General features: G+C 62.4%; 18 protein-coding genes. 15 read left to right on the plus strand and 3 right to left on the minus strand.

Features of this window, described 5'->3' with window-relative positions:
• The first annotated feature begins 138 nt into the window (after window positions 1–138).
• From OU993_RS10785 to OU993_RS10820, 8 genes are all read left to right on the plus strand, one after another.
• Complete coding sequence (locus tag OU993_RS10785) at window positions 139–1,965, plus strand: sensor histidine kinase (RefSeq protein WP_442792904.1); 1,827 nt, start codon at window positions 139–141, stop codon at window positions 1,963–1,965.
• Between the two features lie 2 nt (window positions 1,966–1,967).
• Window positions 1,968–3,329 (plus strand): sigma-54-dependent transcriptional regulator, encoded by a 1,362-nt coding sequence (locus tag OU993_RS10790; RefSeq protein WP_268156924.1) that lies wholly within the window; start codon window positions 1,968–1,970, stop codon window positions 3,327–3,329.
• A gap of 209 nt (window positions 3,330–3,538) precedes the next feature.
• On the plus strand, window positions 3,539–4,522 hold the full coding sequence (locus OU993_RS10795) for a tripartite tricarboxylate transporter substrate-binding protein (RefSeq protein ID WP_268156926.1): 984 nt from the start codon (window positions 3,539–3,541) through the stop codon (window positions 4,520–4,522).
• A 150-nt stretch (window positions 4,523–4,672) separates the two neighbouring features.
• Window positions 4,673–5,134 carry a tripartite tricarboxylate transporter TctB family protein gene (locus OU993_RS10800; RefSeq protein WP_268156928.1) on the plus strand — a complete coding sequence of 154 codons (462 nt, stop codon included), beginning with the start codon at window positions 4,673–4,675 and terminating at the stop codon, window positions 5,132–5,134.
• A 10-nt stretch (window positions 5,135–5,144) separates the two neighbouring features.
• Window positions 5,145–6,650 carry a tripartite tricarboxylate transporter permease gene (locus OU993_RS10805; RefSeq protein WP_268156930.1) on the plus strand — a complete coding sequence of 502 codons (1,506 nt, stop codon included), beginning with the start codon at window positions 5,145–5,147 and terminating at the stop codon, window positions 6,648–6,650.
• Window positions 6,651–6,845: 195 nt separating this feature from the next.
• Window positions 6,846–7,040, plus strand: coding sequence for a hypothetical protein (locus tag OU993_RS10810; protein ID WP_268157714.1), 195 nt, complete (start codon window positions 6,846–6,848; stop codon window positions 7,038–7,040).
• A 207-nt stretch (window positions 7,041–7,247) separates the two neighbouring features.
• Window positions 7,248–8,984 (plus strand): sensor histidine kinase, encoded by a 1,737-nt coding sequence (locus OU993_RS10815; RefSeq protein ID WP_268156932.1) that lies wholly within the window; start codon window positions 7,248–7,250, stop codon window positions 8,982–8,984.
• Between the two features lie 32 nt (window positions 8,985–9,016).
• Window positions 9,017–10,069, plus strand: coding sequence for a DNA topoisomerase IB (locus OU993_RS10820; RefSeq protein WP_268156934.1), 1,053 nt, complete (start codon window positions 9,017–9,019; stop codon window positions 10,067–10,069).
• 88 nt (window positions 10,070–10,157) lie between these two features.
• Here the strand turns inward: OU993_RS10820 and OU993_RS10825 are convergent, their stop codons facing one another.
• A complete protein-coding gene (locus OU993_RS10825) occupies window positions 10,158–10,718 on the minus strand; it encodes a type 1 glutamine amidotransferase domain-containing protein (protein WP_268156936.1) in 561 nt (186 codons plus the stop codon).
• A 23-nt stretch (window positions 10,719–10,741) separates the two neighbouring features.
• Window positions 10,742–10,939 (minus strand): hypothetical protein, encoded by a 198-nt coding sequence (locus OU993_RS10830; protein WP_268156937.1) that lies wholly within the window; start codon window positions 10,937–10,939, stop codon window positions 10,742–10,744.
• Between the two features lie 286 nt (window positions 10,940–11,225).
• Between OU993_RS10830 and coxB the strand changes: the two genes are divergently transcribed.
• Genes coxB through OU993_RS10855 form a run of 5 tightly spaced genes read left to right on the plus strand, consistent with a single transcriptional unit; the run spans window position 11,226 to window position 16,776 of the window.
• The gene (gene coxB / locus OU993_RS10835; protein ID WP_268156940.1) at window positions 11,226–12,182 is read left to right on the plus strand and encodes a cytochrome c oxidase subunit II; all 957 of its coding nucleotides are present in this window, start codon (window positions 11,226–11,228) and stop codon (window positions 12,180–12,182) included.
• Window positions 12,179–14,695: a cytochrome c oxidase subunit I gene (gene ctaD / locus OU993_RS10840; protein ID WP_268156942.1), complete on the plus strand. Its 2,517-nt coding sequence runs from the start codon at window positions 12,179–12,181 to the stop codon at window positions 14,693–14,695. The genes coxB and ctaD overlap by 4 nt, the downstream gene beginning before the upstream one ends.
• Window positions 14,696–14,699: 4 nt before the next feature.
• Window positions 14,700–15,083 carry a hypothetical protein gene (locus OU993_RS10845; RefSeq protein WP_268156943.1) on the plus strand — a complete coding sequence of 128 codons (384 nt, stop codon included), beginning with the start codon at window positions 14,700–14,702 and terminating at the stop codon, window positions 15,081–15,083.
• A complete protein-coding gene (locus OU993_RS10850; RefSeq protein ID WP_268156945.1) occupies window positions 15,080–15,715 on the plus strand; it encodes a cytochrome c oxidase assembly protein in 636 nt (211 codons plus the stop codon). The genes OU993_RS10845 and OU993_RS10850 overlap by 4 nt, the downstream gene beginning before the upstream one ends.
• The gene (locus tag OU993_RS10855; protein WP_268156946.1) at window positions 15,715–16,776 is read left to right on the plus strand and encodes a c-type cytochrome; all 1,062 of its coding nucleotides are present in this window, start codon (window positions 15,715–15,717) and stop codon (window positions 16,774–16,776) included. The genes OU993_RS10850 and OU993_RS10855 overlap by 1 nt, the downstream gene beginning before the upstream one ends.
• Window positions 16,777–16,998: 222 nt before the next feature.
• Here the strand turns inward: OU993_RS10855 and OU993_RS10860 are convergent, their stop codons facing one another.
• Window positions 16,999–17,271 (minus strand): hypothetical protein, encoded by a 273-nt coding sequence (locus tag OU993_RS10860; RefSeq protein WP_268156948.1) that lies wholly within the window; start codon window positions 17,269–17,271, stop codon window positions 16,999–17,001.
• A 193-nt stretch (window positions 17,272–17,464) separates the two neighbouring features.
• Between OU993_RS10860 and OU993_RS10865 the strand changes: the two genes are divergently transcribed.
• Window positions 17,465–17,668 (plus strand): hypothetical protein, encoded by a 204-nt coding sequence (locus OU993_RS10865; RefSeq protein ID WP_268156949.1) that lies wholly within the window; start codon window positions 17,465–17,467, stop codon window positions 17,666–17,668.
• 77 nt (window positions 17,669–17,745) lie between these two features.
• Window positions 17,746–19,827 carry a glycogen debranching protein GlgX gene (gene glgX / locus OU993_RS10870; RefSeq protein ID WP_268156951.1) on the plus strand — a complete coding sequence of 694 codons (2,082 nt, stop codon included), beginning with the start codon at window positions 17,746–17,748 and terminating at the stop codon, window positions 19,825–19,827.
• Window positions 19,828–19,929 lie beyond the last annotated feature (102 nt).

Raw genomic sequence — 19,929 nt, forward strand, 5'->3', positions numbered from 1 at the left:
ATCCTTTCAGCTTCTAAACGCGGCCCGATCAGCCGATCCCATGGTGAATGAATGGTTACCGGCGAGCGCTCAAGCGGGGCAGGCTTGCCACTGGCCGAAAGATGGGTTGAACTGGCTTTTAGGTGGGAGGACCTGTGTTTGAGGAAACGGTTTCTGCTGGCGCTGTCCGGCTTCCTGTTGCTGGGGGTACTCTTCGCGCTGCACGGCGGAGACGTGATTTTGCGTCGTTACCTCGATGAGGCGGCCAATCAGGGTGGAACGACGCTGCGTCTTGCTGTTTCCGCCCTTGAGGGGCATCTGAGGCGTTTCGAGCCGCTGCCGGCGCTGATTGCCGACCAGCCGGCCATCGAGGCGCTGATCCAGTCTCCCAACGATCCGATCCTGCGCCACGACACCAATCTTTACCTCAGCGGCATCAATGCTCTGCTGAAGTCCTCCGATATCTACATGATGACGATGGACGGCGAGACCATCGCCGCCAGCAATTACGACCTGCCGACCAGCTTCATCGGCCAGAATTTCAGTTACCGGCCTTATTTTCAGGAGGCGGCGGCGGGCGCCCAGTCGCGCTTCTATGCGCTGGGCACGACCTCGGCGAAACGCGGATACTATTTTTCTTCGCCCATCGAGATCGGCGGCAAGATCCTCGGCGTCATCGTCTTCAAGGTGGATATCGATCTCATCGAGGCGTCCTGGGTGGGCGGGGATTCCCGCATCTTCGTGTCCGATCCAGAAGGCATTATCTTCATGACCGGCACGGCCCAATGGCTCTACCGCGCCATCCTGCCGCTGACGCCCGAGCGGCTGGCCCGCACCGAAGCCTCGCGCCGATATTCCGACGCAAAGCTGCAGGAACTGTCGATCACCGAACGCAACGAGGCCGGCCATCGCCTGATGGCGGTCTCGGAAGGGGACGGCGTGCGGGAGTATCTTGTCAGTTCGCAGCTGATGCCGGAGGCCGGCTGGACGGTCAACGTGCTGATCGATACGGCCTCTGCCCGCGCGCAGGCACAGACGGTCACGGTGGCGGGGCTTCTTCTACTCTGCCTGGCAGGGCTCGGGGTGGCGATCCTGATGCAGCGGCGGGCGCGGCTTGCCGAGCGGCTGCAGATGCAGGCCTCCGCGCAGGTGGAGCTGGAGCGGCGTGTCGAGGAGCGCACCGCCGATCTTGCCCGCGTCAACCAGCGCATCGAGGAGGAAGTCGCAGAACGGCGCCTCACCGAACAGCAGTTGCGGCAGACCCAGGCGGACCTCATCCAGGCCGGCAAGTTGGCCGGTCTCGGCCAGATGTCGGCGGCGCTCTCACACGAGTTCAACCAGCCGCTTGCCGCCGCGAAAACCTATACCGACAGTGCCGCCGTGCTGATCGAGCGCGGGCGGCTGGAGGAGGCCAATGACAATATCCGCCGCATTTCCGCGCTGATCGACCGCATGGCCTCGATTTCCCGGCACTTGCGCAACTTTGCCCGCAAACCGAACGAGAAGCTCGGGCCGGTGGTGCTGGACGAGGTGATCCGCGATACGATGGAAATCGTCGCGGCGCGGCTCAAGGCTGCCGATGCCACCGTGACGGTCGAGATGGAGGCGCCGTCGCCGGTGGTCGAGGCGGGTCTCGTGCGCCTGCAGCAGGTGCTGGTCAACATCATCACCAATGCCGCGGATGCGGTCGAGGGACTGGGGAACCGCGAGATCACGCTCAGCGTCCGCCAGGAGGCGGATAAGGTGTCGATCCTGATCCGCGATCATGGTCCCGGCGTGCCGCCCTCCATCCGTGAGCGGATCTTCGATCCGTTTTTCACCACGAAAGGTGTGGGCAAGGGGCTGGGGCTCGGCCTCTCGATCTCCTATAATATCGTCAAGGATTTCGGCGGCAGCCTCAGCGTCAGCGATCATCCGGACGGCGGTGCCGTCTTTGCGATCGAACTGCAGGCGGCATCCGGAGCGATCGGACAGGCGGCGGAGTAGGCATGCAGCGGGTTCTGTTGGTGGATGACGAGGAGGAGCTTCGCCGCTCCACCGCGCAGGCTCTGGAACTGTCCGGCCTTTCCGTGCAGACGCTGGCGAGTGCCGACCAGGTGCTGGAACTCATCGGTTATGCTTTCGACGGTGTTGTTGTGAGTGATATCCGTATGCCCGGCATCGACGGCATGACGTTGATGCAGCACATCCGCGAGCTCGATGCGGAAATCCCGGTGATCCTCGTGACCGGCCATGGCGATGTGCAGCTGGCGGTCAAAGCCATGCGCGAAGGCGCCTATGATTTCATTGAAAAACCGTTCACCACGCCACATCTGTCCGGCGTGATCCGCAGAGCCATGGACCGGCGCGGGCTGGTGCTGGAAAACCGGCGCTTGCGGGCCGTTGCCGGCAAGCGCGACGATCTGGAATCGCGGCTGCCGGGGCGCACCCAGGGCATGGTGGACCTGCGCTACCAGATCCGCGCCATAGGCGCGACGGATGCCGATACGCTGGTGATCGGCGATACCGGTGTCGGCAAGGAGGTGGTGGCGCGCGCGCTGCACGATGTGAGCCCGCGGGCGAACCGGCCCTTCATCGCCATCAATTGTGCCGCCCTTCCGGAAACGTTGATCGAAAGCGAACTCTTCGGCCACGAAGCCGGTGCCTTTCCCGGCGCGCTTCGCCCGCGTTACGGCAAGTTCGAACATGGCCGCGGCGGTACCATCCTGCTCGACGAGATCGGCTCGATGCCGGTCGATCTGCAGGCAAAATTCCTGCGCGTGCTGCAGGAGCGGGTCATCACGCGGCTCGGCTCCAACGAGACGGTGGGGCTTGATGTGCGTTTCATCGCCACCAGCAAGGTGGATCTCGAAGCGGAGGTGGCGGCGGGGCGGTTTCGGGCCGATTTGTTCTACCGGCTGAATGTCGCGACGTTGCGCGTGCCGTCGCTGGCCCAGCGCCGGCCCGATATTCCGCTTCTCTTCCTGCAGCTGGTGCGCGAGGCCTGTGCGCGTTATGGCCGCGAGGACATGGACGTGCCGCAGGAGGTGGTGGCCTCGGTGGCGCAGAAAGACTGGCCGGGCAATGTGCGCGAGCTGCGCAATGCCGCCGACCGGTTGGTGCTGGGCCTCGACATGCGCCCCGGCGATGGCGGTGCGCTCGTCAAACCGGAAAGCGGGCGGCTTGCCGATCGTGTCGCCGCCTTCGAGCGCAACATCCTGGCGAGTGCCATTGCCGCGCATGGCGGCTCCTTGAAACCCGTCTACGAACAGCTCGGAATCAGCCGCAAGACGCTCTACGAAAAGATGCAGAAATACGGTCTCGACAAGAAGCTGCTCTCGCCGGAGAGTTTACGCGAGCTTGAGGACTAACTCCCAGAAATGGGAATGGGTGGAATTCCACCCGCGCCAGCATGTCGATGTTTCGATTTCCACCCATGGTGCGGCGCAAAACTCTCGTTACGGCCACTCTCGCCGGATCGCCTGCGTTGCGCAGGCTCTTCCGGAAGATGCAGATGATGCTACCAGGTCGCCCGGGAGGAGCCGCGGCGACTGGCTTGGTTCATCTGAGGAGGATGTCGATGAAATTCTTCAAGGCCCTTGCCTGCGCGACCGCTTTTGCTGCTGTCGCCCTCTCGTCCACGATCTCTGCCGCTGCCGGTTATCCCGAGCGCTCGATCACCATGGTGGTTCCCTTCTCGGCCGGTGGCCCGACCGATACGGTGGCCCGTCTGGTTGCCGAATCCATGTCGAAGGATCTCGGCCAGCAGATCATCATCGAAAACGTCGGCGGTGCCGGCGGTACGCTCGGCGCCGGACGCGTCGCGAATGCCGAAGCCGATGGTTACACGCTGCTTTTGCATCACATCGGCATGGCGACCAGCGCCACGCTTTACCGCAAGCTCGCCTATGACACGCTGAACGCCTTCGAATATGTCGGCCTCGTTACCGACGTGCCGATGACGATCGTTGCCCGCAAGGACATGGACGCCAAGGACCTGAAGGGCCTGATCGACTATGCCAAGGCGAATAAGGATAAGGTGACGGTAGCCAATGCCGGTATCGGTGCTGCCTCGCACCTGTGCGGCATGATGTTCATGAGCGCCATCCAGACCCCGCTCGTCACCGTGCCTTATAAGGGTACTGGCCCGGCGATGACCGATCTGCTCGGCGGTCAGGTCGATATCATGTGCGACCAGACCACCAACACGACAAAACAGATCCAGGGCGGCACGATCAAGGCCTATGCGGTCACCTCGCCGAAGCGCCTCGACGTGATGAAGGACGTGCCGACGGCGGTCGAAGCCGGTCTGCCGGGTTTCGAAGTTGGCATCTGGCACGGCATCTACGCACCGAAGGGTACGCCGGCGGACGTGACGGAACGGCTGTCGAAGTCGCTCAAGGTCGCGCTGAAGGACCCGAACGTCGCTGCCCGTTTTGCCGAACTCGGCACGGCGCCGTCGTCTGAGGCCGAGGCAACACCGGCTGCGCTGAAGACCAAGCTGGAAGGCGAGATTGCCCGCTGGAAGCCGGTGATCCAGGCTGCCGGCCAGTACGCCGACTGATCGGCGCCGGCATCTGCCGATCGAAGGCATTCCTCCAGTCGCCCGGTGCCTGTGTCACCGGGCGACTGTCGAGCCTGAAACGTTTCGTCCAAACGGGCGACGTTGCGCGGCGAGGGGCCGCGTCCTGTCTTTCTTCTTCCGGGGGAACCCATGAAATCCATTCGCATTGACAGAACCAATGCGCTTTGCGGCGCACTGTTCGTCGGCCTCGGGCTATTCTTTGCGCTTCAGTCGCTGGATCTCGAACTCGGGACCGCCTTCCGCATGGGGCCGGGCTATTTTCCGCTTGTCCTGTCCGGTGCGCTGATCCTGCTCGGTGCCACCATCGTGGTGCATGCCTTCAAGGTGGAGCACGAGGCGATCGGCACGATTGCGTGGCGCGGGCTGATCTTCATCCTGCCGGCACCGATCTTCTTCGGCCTTACCGTGCGCGGGCTGGGTTTCGTCCCCGCCCTGTTCCTGGCCGCCTTCGTTGCGTCCTTTGCTTCCACCCGCATGACGCCTCTGATGGCTGTCGTGCTGTCGGCGGGGCTGACCGTCTTCTCGCTGCTGGTGTTCACGTATGGCCTCGGCCTGCCGTTCCGCACCTTTGGCCCCTGGCTCGGTTTCTAGGAGGGAAGACATGGATCTTTTCAGCAATCTCGCACTCGGATTTTCGACGGCCTCCTCGATCGAGAACCTGTTCTTCTGCCTGATCGGCGTGCTCCTCGGCACACTGATCGGTGTGCTTCCCGGCATTGGCGCCACGGCCACCATCGCCATGCTTCTGCCGATCACCTTCCAGCTGGAGCCGGTCTCGTCGTTGATCATGCTGGCCGGCATCTATTACGGTGCCCAGTATGGCGGCTCGACCACGGCGATCCTCATCAACATGCCGGGTGAAAGCTCGTCGGCCGTCACCGCCATTGATGGCTATCAGATGGCCCGCAAGGGCAGGGCGGGTGCCGCCCTTGCGATTGCCGCGCTCGGTTCCTTCTTTGCCGGCACGGTCTCGACCTTCCTCGTGGCGATCTTTGCGCCGCCGCTCACCAAGATTGCGCTGGAATTCGGTGCTGCCGAATATTTCTCGCTGATGGTGGTCGGCCTCGTTTCCTCCATCGCGCTCGCGTCCGGCTCCATCGTCAAGGCGCTCGCCATGGTCGTTCTGGGGCTGCTGCTCGGACTGGTCGGCACCGACATCTATTCCGGCACGCCGCGCTTCAATCTCGGCATCCGCGAGTTTTCGGATGGGTTGAACTTCGTCGCCGTGGCTGTCGGCGTCTTCGGGATTGCGGAAATCCTGCGCAACCTCGAGGGTGAAAAGAACCGCACGGTGCTGATCTCCAAGGTGACGGGGCTGTTGCCGACGAAGGATGATTTCAAGCAGATGATCGCTCCCGTCCTGCGCGGCACGGTCATCGGTTCGGCACTCGGCATTCTTCCCGGCGGCGGTGCGATCCTTGCCTCTTTTGCTTCGTACACGGTGGAAAAGCGCGTGTCGAAGACACCGGAAGAGTTCGGCAAGGGCTCTGTCGCGGGTGTCGCCGGTCCGGAATCGGCCAACAATGCCGGCGCGCAGACCTCGTTCATTCCGCTCCTGACGCTCGGCATTCCGGCCAATCCGGTCATGGCGCTGATGATCGGCGCGATGATCATCCAGGGCATTGTGCCCGGCCCGAACGTCGCGTCCGAACAGCCGGCACTGTTCTGGGGCATCATCGCCTCCATGTGGATCGGCAACCTGATGCTGGTGGTCCTCAACCTGCCACTGATCGGGCTGTGGGTGAAGCTTCTCACCATCCCCTATTACGTGCTCTTCCCGATCATCATGGCCTTCTGCTCGATCGGGGTCTACAGCGTCAACTCCAACGTCTATGACCTCTATGCCGTCGCCTTCTTCGGGTTCATCGGTTACGTTCTGGTCAAGCTGCGGTGTGAACCGGCACCTCTGCTGCTCGGTTTCGTGCTCGGGCCGCTTCTGGAGGAAAATCTGCGGCGTGCGATGATCCTGTCGCGCGGCGACCCGTCGACCTTCCTCACCCGTCCGATCAGCGCGACGCTGCTGGCCATCGCGGTCATCGTTCTCGTCGTCGTGCTTCTTCCGAGCATTCGCGCCAAGCGCGAGGAAGTCTTCCAGGAAGAGGATTGATCCCGCCCGCCATGCGGGATGCCGGGCATGGTTTGCCTCGGGGCAGCCATGGCCGGTTTTTTGTGTCTTGCGGGCTTCAATCGCGATGCTGCAACTGCTTCGTCTTCCAGGAAACCGAGGGGTTGGGACGGAACCTCAGCGTGCAAATTCCATTGATGCCATGTGAATGCACACCGGATACGGGAAGAGCGCGACATGACGCAGGACAAGAAGGATAGCAAGGCCGCAACGGAGGTCCGCAAGGATGAAAAAGGCCAGTTTGCCGGCAGTCAGGCGGATCGTTCAGCCAGCGGTGTGGTTTCCGCCAAACCTACGGTCATCACCGGTTCGGAGGATGCGACCGCCCACAAGACACCGCCGGACCGCGGCTCCGGCCGCGATGGCGATTGACCGGGGATTGACCGGGGGCTGACCGGCCCGGTCACGTCGGGCGTCGGAGTGCGCGGTAGGCCATGTTTATTCGGCTTGGTTGATCAAGCGATTTCCGATAGAAGCCGATTGAGACTCCTGTTTGAAGCGAATTGAGGTCGACACTCGATGAAGGCAGCCGAAGCCGCTTTGCCAGCCCCCCACCGTTCCGGTGGACGGAACAGCTAGATGTTCCGGTTCGCGCGTGCTTTTCCGACGGCATCTCTCGGCGTCTATCTTGTGGCGCTTGCCGTCGTCACTGCTCTGCCGTTCATCCTCTTCTCGGTCTTCCTGATGCTGCGGCTGGAGGCGCAGCAGCGTGAGGGCCTCAACCGCGACACCGAAGAAAACGCACGCTCGATTGCACGGGCGATCGATCGAGAGCTGCGGGATTCGGCGACAACCCTTCGCCTGATTGCAAGCTCTCCGGAACTGCGCACCGGTGATCTGCGGGAGTTCCATGAGCGCACCCAGTACAGCCTGCGCGGCTCCTCCCGCTACATTCTTCTGACGGATACGGACGGCGCGCAAAAGCTGAACACCCGTTTTTCCTACGGCGTACCGTTGCAGCAGATGTCGAACATGGATGGGCTCCGCTCCGTCCTCTCCTCCGGCCAGATCGAAGTGTCCAACGTCTTTTTCGGCAATTCCAGCCGGCGCTGGGTCTTCAACCTTTTGATGCCGCTGCCGGAGGATCTTTCGCAGGCTGGCGCGGCCCTGGTGCTCACGCAGAATGCCGAAGATCTGCAACGGCTGATCAACACGGATATGCTGCCGGAGGGATGGTCGGTTGCCGTTCTCGATCAGCGCGGCAATGTCGTCACCTCCACCCATGCCTGGGCCGGGGAGCCCAGCCCCGTCCGCGAAAACACGCTGGCGCTGATGACGGGCGTCAGTGGCACCATCGAGGATGTCGGCGGTAATCCCCGCCTGATGTACGGTTATGCCGGCGTGCCGGAGTGGACGTGGAAAGTGGTCGTCTGGGGACCCATCGCCGCCGCGCAGGGCAATATCCTCGCGGCCTGGCGCACGCTCGTCATCGGCAGTCTCATCATTCTGGCCGGAAGCATCGCCATCAGCTATCTAGTGGCGCGCCAGCTCAGAACGCCGATCCGCGCCATTGCCCACATGGCAGACCGCATCGGCCGGGGTGAGATCGTGGCGCCCATCGAGACGCGCATCACCGAAGCCAACCAGATCTCGATTGCACTGTCCAACGCCTCCTTCGACCGCAGCGAGGCGGAGGACCGTATCCATCTGATCATGCACGAACTGGTGCATCGTACGAAAAACATCATGACGCTGATCCAGGCGATGATGCGTCAGCTCGCCCGGCGCGAAACCAGCATGCCGGAATTTCAGAAGGCGATCGGCGAACGCCTGCAAGGGCTCGGCAAGTCGATCGAGATGCTGGCGCAGGAGCAATGGGCCGGCGTGCCGATCAGCAAGGTGATTTCGCTGCACATGGAGACCTTTGCCGAAACCCGGGACCGGGTTCGGGCAAGTGGCCCGGACTTCACGCTGCGTGCCGAGGCGGTGCAGAACCTCGGGCTCGTCCTGCACGAGCTTGCGACGAATTCGGTCAAGTACGGGGCGCTTTCGGTGCCCGAAGGTGAAGTGCGGATTCAGTGGAGTGATTTGGGGAGTGATTTGGGGAGCGACTTGGGGAGCGCTTTGCAAAACGATCTGACGGGCGAGGAGGGGGAGCGCCTTGTCCGCATCGAATGGAAGGAAATCGGCGGTCCTCCCGTCGAGGAACCGACCTCGACCGGTTTCGGCACGACGATCATCCAGCGCCATGCAGCCGCGTCCTTCAACGGCACGGTGGAACTCGACTATCGTCGAGAGGGCTTCCGTTGGGTGCTCATCGGGCCGCGACGGCTGTTCGAACGTCAGTCCGGCGACGCACAGAGGGATATGGCCTAGGAACGAAGGGTCAGGCTGCGCGTTCTGCGGCCATGGATGTATCCACCACCCCGCTCTCCCCGGATCTTTCGACACTGGCCGAAATCGGCCTGACCTATGTCAGCGACCGCGAGCCGGGCATTCGTCGGCAGCGTCGCGGCAAGGGGTTCTGCTACCGGATGCCGGATGGCAGCCTGGTCTGCGAAGGACCCGAGAAAAAACGTATCCTTTCGCTGGGTTTGCCGCCGGCCTACGAGAATGTCTGGATCTGCCTTGATCCGCGCGGACATCTGCAGGCGACAGGTTTTGATGCGCGCGGCCGCAAGCAGTACCGTTATCATGCCGATTGGCAGTCCTTCCGCAGCGAGCTGAAATACGACCAGCTGACGCGCTTCGGCGAGGTGCTGCCACGCATGCGCCGGCGGGTGCAGCGGGATCTATCCTCCGGCCTCACCAGCGCGGAAGCGGTACTGGCCGCGCTGGTGGCGCTGATGGATGCGACGCATCTGAGAGTGGGAAACGAGGCCTATGCCAGGGAAAACCGCACTTTCGGGGCGACGACGCTTCTCAAGCGGCACATGACGCTGTCTGACGATTCCGTCATCTTGAAATTCTCGGCCAAGGGCGGCAAACGCGTGCAACACACGATCCGCCATCCCCGGCTTCAGCGGATCTTCGAGGAAATCGCGGATCTGCCGGGACGCCGTCTGTTCTCCTGGCCGGACGAAGAAGGCCATGTGCGGCCCGTCGATTCCGGTCGGCTGAACGCCTATCTGGCGGAAATTTCCGGACTTTCGATTTCGGCTAAGACCTTTCGCACCTGGGGTGGCAGTCTTGCGGCCTTCTGTGCGGCCCGCCGTGCCTTTGAGACATCCGAGAAGATCCGGGTGAAGCTCCTGACGACGGCGGCGTCGGAAGAATTGCAGAACACCCCCGCCGTCTGCCGCAACAGCTATATCCACCCGGCTATTCTTTCGCTTGCGGAGGATACCGAGCCGCTTGCGCGGCTGCTGGAACGGCCGATGGAGCCGGAGGCGAAACTTGCCGGGCTGCGGGCGGACGAACAGAGGCTCCTGTCATTCCTGCACAACACCGTCGGCGCCTGAGCGGGCGGTTTCCGTCACCCGTCACCACCGAACAGACAATGGCCGCCCCTTGCGGAGCGGCCACGGATTGAAAACCTCGGTCCGATGATCAGGCGGCGCGGCGCTCGTGGCGGCCTTCGCGAACCTCCTCGACGATCTTCGACACGAAGGCCTGCAGATCCTTCGGCGAGCGCGAGGTGATGATGCCCTGGTCCACGACGACCTCCTTGTCCTCCCAGGTGGCGCCGGCATTTTTCACGTCGGTGCGGATCGAGTGGTAGGAGGTCGCCTTACGGCCACGAAGCGCATCCGCCTCGACCAGCAGCCACGGGCCATGGCAGATCGCCGCCACCGGCTTGCCGCTCTTGACGAATTCGCGGACGATCCGGACGGCATCCTCGCTCGTGCGCAGGATGTCCGGGTTGATCTGGCCGCCCGGGATGACCAGCGCATGGTAGTCGTCGAGTTTGACGTCGGAGAGGGTGAGATCGACGGAGACGCTATCGCCCCAATCCTTCTCGTCCCAGCTCTTGATCTCGCCCGGCTTCAGCGAAGCGATCTTGACCTCGGCGCCCTGCTTGCGCAGCTCTTCCAGCGGCACACGAAGCTCGGAACGCTCGTAACCATCGGTCGCGATGATCAGGATTCGTGCGGATTTGATGTCAGTCATGAAATGTCCTTTCAGATAGGCCGTCACAGACGACCGGTCGAGAGATCACGCCCGTTGATGGAAGCTGGAACGCTGATCTCCTCCTTTGGCGCCCGCGGATGGGGCAGTTCCACATTGTCGGGAACAACCACATGGCGTTCGCGCGGGTGCGGCGGATGAGGGGGAGGCGATGTCTTCTTGCGAGTGAACAACCCTCCAAGCACGTTGATAAAACTGCGCATGTCTTCCTCCGGTTCCTTCGCTCGCGGGTTTTTGCCGAGCATTGCTCCTTCAACCATCGGGCAGACCGGTTCGTTCCGGCCCGGAAGAAAGAGTTGGTGCGGCTGGAACAAACACCGGTGACGCTAGTTGACGCTGCGTCGAGGGCACGTTCGCGTGTCCCGTTTAACGCCGTTCGCAGGGGCACGAATGCAAGAAGATCGCTTGACCGGCCACTGCCGGCCAAATCGACCACCCGTTTTGCCGTGTGTCGTGCGGTCGCTTTTTTTACTGCCTCCGCTTGTCCTTTTGTCGTCCTGTGCCGGTGTCCAGTCGGCGCTTGATCCCGCCGGATCGGAAGCCGATGCGGTCGCGACGCTGTTCTGGGTCATGGTGGCGGGCGGCGGTCTGATCTGGCTTCTGGTCGTCGGCCTGGTGATCTATGCCAGTCGGCTGCAGAAGGCGCCGGTGAGTGAAAGCACCGCCGGCAAGGTCATCCTGTTTGGCGGCGGCATTTTTCCGATCGTCGTCCTCACGGCACTTCTCGCCTATGCGGTCTGGCTGATGCCGGCGATGCGCCCCTGGTTCGGCGGCGAGGGCGAAGGCCTGCGCCGCATCGAAATCACCGGCGAGCAGTTCTGGTGGCGCGTTCGTTACCTCGATGCCTCCGGCGCGGTGCTGCACGAGGCTGCCAACGAAGTGCACATGCCGGTCGGCGAGCGGGTGCTGTTCCTGCTGAAGGCGAAGGACGTTATCCACTCGTTCTGGATCCCCTCGATCGGCGGCAAGATGGATGCCATCCCGGGCCGTACGAACGAATTGCAGCTGGAGGCGACGAAGCCCGGGTCCTATCGGGGCATCTGCGCGGAATTCTGCGGGACCTCGCATGCACTGATGGCCTTTACCGTCCAGGCGATGGAGGCGGAGGAGTTTGACCGATGGCTTGCCTCGGCCGGGCCGCGGCAAACCGCAGCCGCAGATGTCACGGGGGCGCATCCGGGGCTTTCGCTGTTCCTCCAGAACGGCTGTTCCGCCTGCCACACGATTGATGGCACGCCTGCCCAAGGGGAGATCGGACCGAACCTCAGCGCGTTCGGTACACGCCCGACGATCGCTGCCGGAACGCTTGCCAACACCACCGACAATCTCGTGCGTTTCATCCAGTACCCGGATGCCATCAAGCCCGGCGTGCGAATGCCGGGCTTTTCCATGCTGCCGCGCGACGAGGTGACGGCGATTGCCGCCTATCTGAAAGGACTAGAATGACCGAGCTCGGACCGCTGCTTTCCGAAGACGAGCGCGCCGCGCAGGAAAAGCGCCTGCGGGACGTTTGGCGTACGCCGTCCGGCTGGCGTTACTGGACCTCGGTCAACAACAGCGAAATCGGCATGTGGTATGGCTGTGCTGCCTTTTCCTTCATGCTGTTTGCCGGGCTTCTGGCGCTGCTCGTCCGATTGCAGCTGGCCGTGCCGGACAACGATCTGCTGACCGCCGACTTCTTCAACCAGGCCTTCACCCTGCATGGCACGGTGATGATGTTCCTGTTTGCCGTGCCGATCTTCGAGGCGGTGGCGATCTTCGTGTTGCCCTCGATGCTCGGTTCGCGGGAACTGCCGTTCCCGCGCCTGTCGGCCTTCGGTTTCTGGAGTTTCGCGATCGGCGGGGTCTTCGTCTGCGGGTCGATCTTCTTTGGCGCCGCGCCGAACAGCGGCTGGTTCATGTATCCGCCGCTCGCCACCGACAAGGACCAGAGCGGGATCGGCGCAGACATCTGGCTGCTCGGCCTTTCCTTCATCGAGGTCGCATCGATCGCGGCCGCCGTCGAGTTGATCGTCGGCATCATGAAGTGTCGCGCGCCCGGCATGCGCATCAACATGATGCCGTTGTTTGCCTGGTACCTGCTGGTGGTGGCCGGCATGATCCTGTTTGCCTTTCCACCACTGATCGCCGGCGACCTGCTGTTCGAAATGCAGCGCATGTTCGACTGGCCCTTTTTCGATGCGGAGCGTGGTGGCGATCCGCTTCTGTGGCAGCACCTGTTCTGGATCTTCGGCCATCCGGAGGTCTACATCATCTTCCTGCCGGCGATCGCGCTGATGGCGATGATCGTGCCGACCTTCGCGCAGCGGCCGATCGTCGGTTATTCCTGGATCGTGCTGGCGGCGGTGGGCACCGGTTTCCTGAGCTTCGGGCTCTGGGTGCACCACATGTTCGCGACGGGCCTGCCGCAGATCTCGCTCGCCTTCTTCTCCGCCGCCTCCGAGGCGGTCGTCATTCCGACGGGTGTGCAGATCTTCGTTTTCATCGCCACCATGCTGGCTGGGCGCGTCGTCTTTTCCGTGCCGATGCTGTTCGGTGCCGGTGGGCTGGCGATCTTCATCATCGGGGGCCTGACCGGCGTCATGGTGGCGCTCGTGCCCTTCGACTGGCAGGCGCATGACACTTATTTCATCGTCGCGCACCTGCATTACGTGCTGATCGGCGGCATGCTGTTTCCGGTCACGGCCGGCATCTATTATTTCTACCCGTTCTTCTCCGGAAAGATGCTGTCGGACAGGATCGGCAAGATCGCCTTCTGGCTGATGTTCGTCGGCTTTAATGTCGGCTTCTTCCCGATGCATTTCACCGGGCTGCGGGGCATGCCGCGGCGTGTCTTCACCTATCCGGCCGACATGGGCTGGGACTGGCTCAATCTGATCTCCACCATCGGCGCCTTCATCTTCGCCGCCGGTTTTGCGCTGGTCGTCATCGATGTGGTGCGGCCAAAGAAGTCGCAGCCGCATGCGCCGGAAAACCCGTGGAATGCCGGCACGCTGGAATGGCTGAACGAGCCGGAGGAAAACTGGGGACTTCGATCGATCCCGATCATCAAAAGCCGCTATCCGCTCTGGGACCAGCCCGAGCTCAAGCAGCATATCAAGGACGGGCGCTTTTACCTTCCGGACGCGGAGACGGGGCATCGCGAGACGCTCGTTACCTCCGTGCTCGATGGCGAACCACTGCAGGTGCTGCGCGTCGGCGGGACCTCCCATGTGACGATGGTTGCCGCTTTCCTGCTGGGCGGGGTGTTCATTGCGCTGACATTCGAATGGTGGTGGGTGACGATTGCCTGCGGTTTCGGAACGCTGTTTGCCATCCTCTACTGGCTGTGGACGGGAACCGCGCCGATCCCGGAGGCGGAATACAGGGACGCGGGCATGGGGCGGAAATTCCCGCTCTATGTGTCGGGTCCTGCGTCTGTCGGTTGGTGGGCGATGTTCATCACCATGGTGGGTGACGCGACCGCCTTCGCGAGCCTTGCCTTCGGCTATTTCTTCTACTGGACGATCCATGAGGATTTCACCGCCGGGCTTGGCGGTCCGGGCCTGTTCTGGCCGATGTGGGCTGCCGGACTGTTCGTCGCGGCCTCGCTCGTCATGGTCATGGCCCGCTGGAGCAATGAGCGAGATTGGAAGGGCGCGACACGCCTGCTTCTCATCCTCGCCTTTATCCTCACCCTTGCCGGAACCGGTGCCGGGCTGATGGGACCCTACAGCTTCGGCATGGAGCCGACCGCCCATGTCTATCCCGCCATCGTCTGGATGCTGGTGATCTGGACCTCCGTTCACGCCCTGGTGGCGCTCATCATGCAGCTCTATTGCCTGGCGCGCAGCTTTGCCGGACGGCTGACCGGAGCGTACGACCAGGACCTGCACAATGTCGTGCTCTACTGGCATTTCATGTTGTTCACCGCCGTGGTCACCTTCGTCACCATCGGCCTGTTCCCGAGCCTGAGGTGAGCCGATGAAAAGCTTCATCCCCCGCGAAGTGGAAACGCTCTGGACCCTGTTTACCGCGCCGGTGGTATGGGCTGGCCACTTCCTCATCTGTTACGTCGTCATGGCCGTCTACTGTGCTAAGCCCGGTTTCCTGGGCCTAACGTATGACAGCTATCGGCTGGCGCTTGCGGGCTTCACCATTGCCTGCCTCGCCTTCATCGTTTTTGCCGCCTATCTCGCCTGGCGGCAATGGGGTTTTGGCGCAGAGGAACCGCCGCATGCGGATGCGACGACGCTCGACCGCCGGCGTTTTCAGGGCTTTGCGACGCTGCTGCTTTCCGGCCTCAGCTTCGTGGCGGTCGTCTTCACCGCCATTCCGCTGCTCTTCCTCGCGGAGTGCCAGGCATGAGACGCATCAGCCTCATCCTCGGCTTCATCCTGCTGAACATCGCCTGGACCCTGCTGGTGCTGGGCGATCCGGCCTCGTTTTCCGTGCATATGATCGTCCACATGGCCGTGGTCGCCGGGGTTGCGCCACTTCTGGCGATCGGGATCTCGGGCACGCGTTATGACATCGTGTCGAAAAGCCGTATAGTGACGCCGCTTGTCGCCTCGATGATCGAACTCGTCACGGTCTGGGGCTGGCATCTGCCGGCGCTTCGCGCGCTGGCGGAATCAGCCCCGGCCTTTCGGGTGCTGGAGCAGGTGAGCTTTCTTGCCGCCGGTCTGGTGCTCTGGCTCTCCTGCTTCGGCGGGACCGGTGCGGAGCAGGATCAGCGTCGCCTGGGCGGAACGCTGGGGCTCCTGTTTACCTCCATGCACATGACGCTGCTCGGCGCGCTGCTGTCGTTGGCGCCAAGGCCTCTGTACGGCGAGGGGTTCGTGACCTGTTTCGGCGTGCCGCTGTCGGCAGGACAGGATCAGCAGATCGGCGGTGTGGTGATGCTGATGGTGGGTGCCGCCGTTTATCTGGCGGGCGGCGTGATGTTGCTCGCCCGCACACTCAATGCGCCGGTTGCGGTGAAGGCGAGGGAGGGCTGATGTTCATCCGCTGGAAATACATCATCGCAGCGGCGGTTGCGGCTCCGCTCCTGGCGCTGCTGGTGGCCTGGTCCGGCTTGATCGGCATCGGCGCGTCGAGTGGCCATTGGGCGGTCACCGACTGGTTCCTGCACTGGGCCATGCGCAGTTCCACCCGCACCGCAGCGCTTGGCACCGAGGTGCCGCCGTTCGATAACCCTGAAATGCTGCCTATGGCTGCCGGCCATTACGAGCAGGGCTGCGCCATGTGTCACGGTTCACCCGCAATCGATCGCGCCGCCGTCGTCTTCGGCATGTTGCCGGTGCCGCCGGACCTTGCGCCGCGGATCCCCCTCTGGACGAATGCCGAGCTCTTCCAGATCGTCCAGCACGGTGTACGGTTTACCGGCATGCCCGCCTGGCCGACGCAGGTGCGGGCGGATGAGGTCTGGGCCATGGTCGCCTTCCTGCGGCAGATGCCGGGCATGACGCCGGAGCGGTACCGCGAACTGTCGGGTATTCATGCGAACGAGGGCGGTGCCGATGACACGCTGCTGACCTGCCAGTCCTGTCACGACGAGCAGCGGCTGAACGGGCAAAGCCTCATTCCCTCGCTTGCTGGCCAGTCGGAGGCCTATCTGAGGGCAAGCCTGATGGCCTATGTTCAGCGAGAGCGCCACAGCGGCATCATGCAGACGGCCATTCAGGGGATCGATGCAAACGAGGTGGCGGAATTTGCCAAATATTACGCAGAGATGGAGCGTCGGCCGATCGGGCCCGATGCGGCCAATCCGCGTGGCGCGGATGTTGCGGCGGGACGACAGCTTGCCATGCAGGGGCGGCCGAAGGACCGCATTCCCGCCTGCCTGACCTGTCATGAAAAACCGGAGGGCAATCCGCTTTATCCACGTCTCGCCGGCCAGAGCGTTCCCTATCTTTCGCGGCAGTTGCATCTGTTCCGGAGCGGCGAAAGAGGCGGAACCCGTGCGCATCATCTGATGACACAGGCTGCCGATCACCTGACGGATGCGGATATCGAGAATCTGGCGGCCTGGTTTGCCAGCGGCATGCCAGATCCCTGACATGCCCTATTCCTGAGAAGAACCGTTCCCGCTCAGACGGGAACGATCATCATGTAGCAGGCTGCAATGGTCAGAACGACGGTGGCAGCTTCAACCCATTCTCTGGTCATGTCTTTCTCTCCCGTGGTCTGCGGAACCAACGGATGAGCCGCCCCACGGTTCCACAGTCTCGCCACACATGTGAACAATGAGACCCGAATCTGGCGTAGAGATGACAAACTGTTAAGAATTGCGCTTGGCCGCCCCGGCTCGTGCGCGTGCCGCCTCAAGGATGGAGCGCACTTCTGTGGCCGCCGCATTCTCGATCGCGATGCCGGCTCCGGGCACCGCGCCGGGATCCTCCTCGTGATCCTTGTAGCTCGCGTCATCCGCCAGTCTTTTGGTAAAGGTCTGCAGGCTCTCGTCGCCGCCGAGCAGGGCTGCGATGAAATCGATCATCAGTTCGCGGTGCGCGTTCAGCTTGCCTTCCAGCTGTTCAAGGCTCAGTGCGGTCATGCGTCAATCCTCCGGTGATGTGACTCTTGAGACGATGGCGCCGTCAGATAGGGCCGTATCGATGAAGGGGAACATTGGCGGGCGCCCAAAGTTACATGGACACAACCCAAAGCCTATGCCAGGCCTCGATTCCAGCTCCTTGCCTCTGCCGGTCGCCCCCTCTGAAGGGGCAAGTCTCCAGAAGGATCTTTTCGTGAAAGCACTCGCCCTCGCATCCGCCGTCCTTATTTTTCTGTCCGGCTGTACCGCCGGCGAGGATGAACAGGACGATCCCATCAACGATACCCCGCCGCAGAGCCAACTCGACGGCAATACGGCTCCCACGGATCGCGACCCCACACCGGTCACGGGAACGGGAGGCGCCATTCCGGATGAGGCGCAAGGGCCGGTTGAATAGTCACCGCCTTCCGCCGCGCCAGGGAACGATTTGTCAGTTTGCGCTTTGTCTGCCGAGATTCAGCAACAAGGTGCGGTATGGACGGAAATCTTCAGACATTAACGGTGAGCCCTGGCTCCTGGTTGGAACTCGGCGCCAATTTTGATGGCAAGGGCACGAACTTTGCCATCTTCTCCGCGCATGCGGATCGCATCGAGCTCTGCCTCTTCGATCCGAGCGGCAAAACCGAGACCGCCCGGATCGAGATGCCGGAATATACCAACGAGATCTGGCACTGTTATCTGCCGGGGGTAAGGCCCGGACAGCTCTACGGCTACCGGGTGCATGGGCCGTTCGACCCCGAGAACGGCCATCGGTTCAATCCGAACAAGCTTCTCATCGATCCTTATGCTCGCGAACTCGTGGGCAATTTCGACTGGAACGACGCCCACTTCGCCTATGACATCTATCACGACGACAAGGACCTGACCTTCGATGAACGGGACAGCGCGCCCTTCACACCGAAATGCCGGGTGATCGATCCCTTCGCCTTCGACTGGGCGTCGGACAAGCGGCCCAATGTTTCCTGGCCGCAGGCTGTCGTCTACGAAACGCATGTCAAAGGCTTCACGAAGCTTAATCCCGCCATTCCGCAGGATCTGCGCGGGACCTTCGAGGGCATGGGGCACAAGGCGACCGTGGACTACATCAAGAGCCTCGGCATCACCTCCGTCGAACTGATGCCCGTGCACGAATTCCCCGACGACCAGCACCTCCTGGACAAAGGCCTGCACAATTTCTGGGGCTACAACACGATCGGCTTCTTCGCGCCGGCATCGCGTTATTACGGCCCCAAGGGCATCCAGGGTTTTCGCGACATGGTGCGCGCTTTCCATGATGCCGGCATCGAGGTGATCCTCGACGTGGTCTACAACCACACGGCCGAAGGCAACGAGCTTGGGCCGACGCTGTCCTTCAAGGGCATCGACAACTTTTCCTACTATCGCACGCTAAACGACAATCACCGCTATTATATCAACGACACGGGCACCGGGAATACGGTGAACACCTCCCACCCGCGCGTGCTGCAGATGGTGATGGATTCGCTGCGCTACTGGGTGGAGCACATGCATGTCGACGGCTTCCGCTTCGACCTCGGCACCATCCTCGGGCGCGAGCCGGAAGGGTTCGACCAGCGCGGCGGCTTCTTCGACGCCATCACCCAGTGCCCGATCCTCTCCCGCGTCAAGCTGATCGGCGAGCCGTGGGATATCGGTCCGGGCGGATATCAGGTCGGCGGTTTTCCGCCCGGCTGGGCCGAATGGAACGACAAGTATCGCGATACGACACGCGAATACTGGAAGGGTGATCAGAACACTGCGCCGGATTTCGCCGCGCGCCTGCTCGGCTCCGGCGACATCTACGACCAGCGGGGCCGGCGGCCCTGGGCAAGCGTCAACTTCCTTGCGGCCCATGACGGCTTCACGCTGAACGACCTCGTGTCCTACAACGAGAAGCACAACGAGGCGAACGGCGAGGACAACAACGACGGCCACAACGACAACCGCAGCTATAATTACGGTGCGGAAGGCCCGACGGAGGACGAGGGGATCAACGCAACGCGCGAGCGGCAGAAGCGTAACTTCCTCGCCACGCTGTTCCTGTCGCACGGCACGCCGATGTTGCTTGCCGGTGACGAGTTCGGTCGAAGCCAGATGGGCAACAACAACGGCTACTGCCAGGACAGCGAGATTTCCTGGGTGCAGTGGGAGGATCTGCCCGAGACCAACGAGGCGCTGCGCAGCTTTACCAAGCATATCATCAAGCTGCGCCAGACCCAGCCACTCTTCCATCGTGAAAACTGGCGCGATGGCATGGAGGTGAACTGGTTCAATGCGGGTGGCGGTTATCAACAGCCGGATCATTGGCTGGAGGGCACGACGCTCGGCCTGCATCTCGGCCGGCGCGATCTCGAAGGGCAGAAGGGCATTTGGTCCGACGTGCTTTTGCTGTTCAATCCGTTCGAGGGGCAGGTTCCATTCAAGATCCCGCCGCTCAACAAGGGCAAATGGATCCTGGAACTCACCACTGCCGATCCGTCCATCCGCGGACAGGAGATCGATCAGGAAGAGGATTTCGACCTCGAAGGCCGCACCCTTGCGGTGTTCCGGCGCGGCTGAGTTCTCTCCATCCTCTTGCGACAATGGCCGGCGTTCAAAGCGCCGGCCATTGTCGTTTCAGGCGATGTATTGGACAGGAGAATTGGAGGACAGAAGAAAACC

Source organism: Rhizobium sp. SL86 (assembly GCF_026672545.1).
Classification (GTDB): domain Bacteria; phylum Pseudomonadota; class Alphaproteobacteria; order Rhizobiales; family Rhizobiaceae; genus Neorhizobium.